Here is a 5,415-nt window from a genome sequence, read left to right as displayed (position 1 = left end):
TATGGATGGACTTTAACCACCCCTTGGCTGAAATGCTGCTTCACTTCACGGGTAAAATCCTCGACGTTCGGGAAGCGACGCCTACTGAACTCAGCCACGGCCACGTTCACGGAAACGGCGGCGTTCATCACTAAGAACATCGGTCAATGAAAGATTATGAAATCCATTCATAATCTTTCATTGCTTACTGCACAGGCGTACGGTATTCTTCGACCTGCACGCCAAATTTTCGCAGGAACTCTACGCCTTCATCCACGCCGATGCCTTTATACTTCGCGTACGAATCTTTGAAAATAACGCGGCGAATTCCCATGGAATAAATAATTCGGGCACAGGCAATACAGGGCGAAAGCGTTACGTAAATCGTCGCTCCTTCAATACTCGCTCCGAGTTTAGCCGCGTATAAGATTGCATTTTGCTCGGCGTGCAGGGCTAATGAACAGCTGCCTTTCGAATCACGCGGGCAACCTACTTCGGGAAACTCTTCATCACAATTGTGCGTACCCGCGGGCGGTCCATTGTAACCGATGGAAATAATTCGCGTGTCTTTGGTAAGGACCGCTCCTACCTGAGCTTTAATGCAGTGGGATCGCTTGGCCAAGTTCACGGCCAGGTCCATAAAAATATCGTCAAAATGGGGTTTCAAAGGATTCTAATCTTCGTAGGTTTCAGCGAATTGATTTTCAGCGATTTCTCCTACTGGGTTAATAAATTCGGTGGTAGGACATCCCATACCAGCCCTTTCCATCGTTTATTTTTGCCGAAAGTTCCGACAATAAAACGACGTACGCTTACTTAAACTATGAAATTATTTCATTTCGTTGGCATGGGCTGTTTAATGGCTCTCTCCGTACAGGCCCAAACGGATTCCACCGCCAAGAGTACCGCCGCTGAAATTATCCAGCCGCAGCTACGGCCTAGCCCGCTAGCTTTGGCCCAATACAAAACCGAAACCTGTTACCTCAAGCTTACCTACGGACAACCCATGCGAAAGGGACGGGAAATTTTTGGTAAGCTGGAACCCTACGGAAAAATCTGGCGGACCGGGGCGAACGAAGCTACGGAACTAACGATTACGAAAGAGGTAAAATTAGCCGGAAGATCGGTCCGACCGGGTACGTATACCCTTTTTACGATTCCGAACCCGGATTCCTGGACGGTTGTTCTTAACTCAGAACTGGGTCAGTGGGGGGCGTTCGCCTACAAGGCCGAAAACGATTACCTACGCGTGGAGGTTCCGGTTCAGAAAAACGATCAGATTTACGAAGCTCTTACCTTTCGCTTCGAAGAAACTGAAGCCGGTGCCGATCTTCATCTGATGTGGGACGACGTTCGGGTACGCATTCCTTTCTCGTTCGTTAAATAACATAGAGGCCCGAGGGATTCGAATCCCTCGGGCCTTTACTTATCGACTATTGTTTAGCCTCGACTAGGTCGTAACCAGTCCGGGCGGTTAGTCGTTACTACGGCTTTCAATTCGTTCAGAATCGAATACAGACCAAAGTAGGTACGATTCACATACAAGCCATGCTGACTTCCCCGGGCTACTTTAGATTTCCGAATTTCCTCGACGCGTTGTAACTGATCGGCGAAGGCATATACTTCCTGAAAATATGTATCATTGCCAAAATCGAACGTTTCCTCTTTGAAGGGTCGTCCCAGCAGGTGAATCATTTGGATGAATAGACCCGAGAACAACTGCTTTTCGTGGTCTGAATCGGACGGATACAGGAATTCCAGATTATAGAAAATTTGTTCCGTCCGCTCGCGATCCGCCACTGTATCGGGGTTGATCAGGGCGAAGTAGTTGTCGTAATAAAACGTCGGAATGTCTTTAATACAGCCGAAATCGATTACACCCGTCGTTCCGTCCGGCCGCAGCAGAAAATTACCTGGATGCGGATCGGCGTGTACCTGCCGGAGCGTATGAATCTGATAATCGTAAAAATCCCAGAGCGTCTGTCCAATCCGGTTGCGTACTTCCTGACTGGGGTTAGTGGCCAGAAAATCGCTGAGGTGTTTACCCTCCAGCCAATCCATCGTCAAAATCCGACGAGCCGAAAGTTCCGGATAGTAGATTGGAAAGACCAGTCCGTCGATATGAGCACAGGCCTGGGTAATTTCAGCACCCCGGCGTAATTCCAGTTCGTAATCGGTTTCTTCCAGTAAGCGTAGCTCTACCTCTGCGGTATAGCGGTCTACATCTTTCTCATTCAATCCAAAAAGGGTTTTTGCCATGGGCTTCACCATCTTCAGATCGGAACTGATACTATCCGCCACACCCGGATACTGCACCTTTACCGCTAGGTTCTTCCCGTCTTTCGTCGCCCGGTGTACCTGACCAATGGAGGCCGCGGCAGTCGCTTCCACATCAAAGGTGTCGTACAAAGCTGAAGGCGATTTACCGAAAAACTTTTGGAAGGTCTTCACCACCAGCGGAGCTGACAACGGAGGAGCCGAGTACTGCGACAGTTGAAAACGTTCGGAGTACTGCCGGGGCAATAAGTTCCGATCCATAGACAGCATTTGAGCCACTTTCAAAGCCGAGCCCTTCAATTGGCTCAGCGACTCGTAAATGTCAACGGCGTTATCTTCATGTAGTTCATCCCGGCTTAGATCCGGGTTCACCAGCTTCTTTACGTTATGCTTCAGGTAATTGCCTCCAATTTTGACTCCTGTCTTTACGAATTGCGTCGCACGGGCTACTTTGGAGGTGGGAATCGATTGTTGGGATTTCATAAAACGTGGGCCTGGTTAACGATTTTGGTAAAGAAACTTGGCCAGATCCAGTACCGAATCCAGAGCCGATACGCCAATTAAATCAAATGCCGTATTGACGGCCTTTTCGATGGCAGTATCCGTTTTCTCAAAACCTTTCGAGGTGTCTTTACTCCAGAAATCGAGTAGCCACATCGTTTGGTACCAAAATGCAGTAGGATATTTATTTTCGACCAGTTGCCGGGACTTCACTTCCTGGCTCTCCCGCCCTTCGGCCATGAGGTCTTTCACGAATTTTTCAAACTGGTATTTAAATTCTTCCAGAGCCGCGGGCGTACGCATGGATCGCTGCATGCGAAAATCTTTCAGGCTACGGAGTACGAAGCTGCGGTTGCTGGTGAGCACTTCGATCCAAGTGTAGTAAAACGCCAGCAGCTTTTCCCGAACGGAATACGTATGAAAGACCTCGTCGCTTTTCAGCCGGGCGAGTGTTTGGTCGAAAAAGCCAGCCCATACCCCGCTTTCGATCTGTTCGAATGAATTATAGTATTCGTAGAACTCGGTCTCTTTGACCTTAAGCTTCTTGGCAAAGGCATAGATCGACGCCGGTTGCTGCCCCTCTTCGAGCAGATACATCATGTAAGCGTCTTTGATTTTATCGGGAGAAGTAGCCATAAAGATCGTTTAAAAGAGTACGGGTAAATCTATCTTTTCAAACGATAATCTGGTACCAGTAGTTTCTCAGAAAAAGAATATTCAGTCAATAATTTATAAGCGGCCGATTTTTATACGTGAATTCAGCTTTCTTTGCTTTCAAGACCTATTCGTTCAACGAACCCAGCGTAGGCTGAATGACATCTTTCCCATGCGGTTTATTTATCTCGGCATTACCATTCTGCTAGTATCCATTATCTGGATTACCATTAATAAGTATCGTGATTTAGCATCTCCGGGAGCCTATACGGAGACGGATCACCTGGAGGAACTACTCGCTGACGTAAAAAAAAAGCTACCCAAAGATTCGGTGATTGGAATGAAAATGAATGTTTCACCCGAACGAATTGGTATGCTTTACTTTGAATCAACGTTGGTTTTAGCTCCAATCGTGGTTGAACTCGCCGAAAGTGATACCATGCTAGTCCTCGAAGAACCCGGACGCCCTGCCCTAAACCTAGCCCACTACGAACGTATGCTCAGTGGGAGTAATCAAAAGTTTACGTATAGTGTAGTACACCCGAAACGTTGATATGCTAATCTTTGCTTGTATTGCAGCTACCGTCATTGCAGGGATCGAGATTAGTGCTTTCCTGCACCAAGGAGATCGATTACGGGGAGGTTTAAGCTATCTATTTGCCTTTGCCCTACTACTTTCTCTGATCGGTTACGCTTACTACCTAAGTTTGGTAGCTTCTATTCCTTACCCCTTGCTGATAGTCGGACTCGTTGGTATTGCCGGTATACCCCTTGTCTTACAAAGCATCCGCCACCAAGCGTACTCCTTGTCATTGCCAACATTTGGACGTCCGGGCCATGTTCTTATACTCCTGATTGGGCTATTGGCTGCAATGCTACCATTCAACGAGAGATTATACCGCTGGGGCGGCTGGGATGCGTGGGCCATCTGGAATCTTCATGCCAAATACCTTTCTTATCCCGAATACTGGAGTAATTTATTTACGAATAAGCTATTCAGAACGCATCCAGATTACCCACTCATGCTTCCTTCCTTAGTGGCGTACATGTGGCGAAGCGTCGAAACCGCAACGCCGCTAGCTCCCATGATTCTGGCTCATCTGATCTACTTCGCTATTCTAATAACGGTGTTTCTCGGATTAACCCGCTTCAATTATCTTTTCCCGGCCATTGTTGCCCTTTGTGTATTTGCTCTGGATACTAAATTTATCGAGATCGCAAGCTCGCAATACGCCGATACCCTGCTAGCCTTTTTCATCCTTATTTCATTTGTGATGTATAAAGAAGCACAGCTGGGCATTGACCGGCGGTTATTTTTTCTATTAGGATTTATAGTAGGTAGTGCTACCTGGATAAAAAACGAAGGTGCTTTATTCTTTTTATCCTTCTCATTCGCGGTACTTTGCTTCCATTTCAGAAATTTTAGATCAATCCTGCACTACGCAGCGGGTACGTTGATACCCTTTCTCATTCTAATTCATTTCAAGCAAGCCTACGCCCCGGCCAATGACCTGATTCACGCGGGTAGAGACTCTAGCCTGATTGCAATGATTCTAAACCCAGGTCGTTATAGGCTGATCATCACTTACTTCTTTACTACGGCTTTTACGTACTATTGGGCACTACTAGTATTGCTGACCTTTATGCTGGTAAAAAAAATCGCCTTCGTTAAGTCTCTACCGAGTATGGTGCTAGGCTTAGTATTTTCGGGTTACTTCATGGTTTACCTAACGACGCCGAATGACCTGGAATGGCACCTCAATCAGTCCATCGACCGTCTCTTCCATCATATTTACCCAGCTTGCTTGTATCTGCTTCTCTTAAAGCTCAGTACACATTCACATCGTTTGAAAACGTTTATTGTTTAATAATGAAAAACGTTCCAATAAAAAAGAGAAAGCCCGTACGAGCTTTCTCTTTTTTATTGGAGTGAAACTAGACTCAGCGTATATAATCATACGCACAAACACAATTGAATAATCAACATTTTAAGTTTATACTTTT

The 5,415-nt window shown here is 46.4% G+C and carries 6 protein-coding genes; 3 read left to right on the top strand and 3 right to left on the bottom strand.

What is annotated here, in order from left to right:
- Nucleotides 1–184: 184 nt before the first annotated feature.
- Entirely contained in the window at nucleotides 185–619 is a 435-nt protein-coding gene (locus ACOJTG_RS09225; protein ID WP_420153552.1) for a deoxycytidylate deaminase, read from the bottom strand.
- A gap of 183 nt (nucleotides 620–802) precedes the next feature.
- Here ACOJTG_RS09225 and ACOJTG_RS09220 point away from each other — a divergent pair, with 183 nt between their 5' ends.
- Nucleotides 803–1,366 carry a DUF2911 domain-containing protein gene (locus tag ACOJTG_RS09220; protein ID WP_420153551.1) on the top strand — a complete coding sequence of 188 codons (564 nt, stop codon included), beginning with the start codon at nucleotides 803–805 and terminating at the stop codon, nucleotides 1,364–1,366.
- A 53-nt stretch (nucleotides 1,367–1,419) separates the two neighbouring features.
- On the opposite strand, the gene ACOJTG_RS09215 is transcribed toward ACOJTG_RS09220, so the two are convergent.
- Nucleotides 1,420–2,739 (bottom strand): ABC1 kinase family protein, encoded by a 1,320-nt coding sequence (locus ACOJTG_RS09215; RefSeq protein WP_420153550.1) that lies wholly within the window; start codon nucleotides 2,737–2,739, stop codon nucleotides 1,420–1,422.
- A 15-nt stretch (nucleotides 2,740–2,754) separates the two neighbouring features.
- The gene (locus tag ACOJTG_RS09210; RefSeq protein WP_420153549.1) at nucleotides 2,755–3,393 is read right to left on the bottom strand and encodes a TetR family transcriptional regulator C-terminal domain-containing protein; all 639 of its coding nucleotides are present in this window, start codon (nucleotides 3,391–3,393) and stop codon (nucleotides 2,755–2,757) included.
- 190 nt (nucleotides 3,394–3,583) lie between these two features.
- Here ACOJTG_RS09210 and ACOJTG_RS09205 point away from each other — a divergent pair, with 190 nt between their 5' ends.
- Both ACOJTG_RS09205 and ACOJTG_RS09200 read left to right on the top strand, forming a co-directional pair.
- Entirely contained in the window at nucleotides 3,584–3,964 is a 381-nt protein-coding gene (locus tag ACOJTG_RS09205; protein ID WP_420153548.1) for a hypothetical protein, read from the top strand.
- Nucleotide 3,965: 1 nt separating this feature from the next.
- A complete protein-coding gene (locus ACOJTG_RS09200; RefSeq protein WP_420153547.1) occupies nucleotides 3,966–5,279 on the top strand; it encodes a hypothetical protein in 1,314 nt (437 codons plus the stop codon).
- Nucleotides 5,280–5,415 lie beyond the last annotated feature (136 nt).

The organism is Siphonobacter sp. (assembly GCF_048595215.1).
Taxonomy (GTDB): Bacteria; Bacteroidota; Bacteroidia; order Cytophagales; family Spirosomataceae; genus Siphonobacter.
This window is presented reverse-complemented; position numbering and strand designations above follow the sequence as displayed.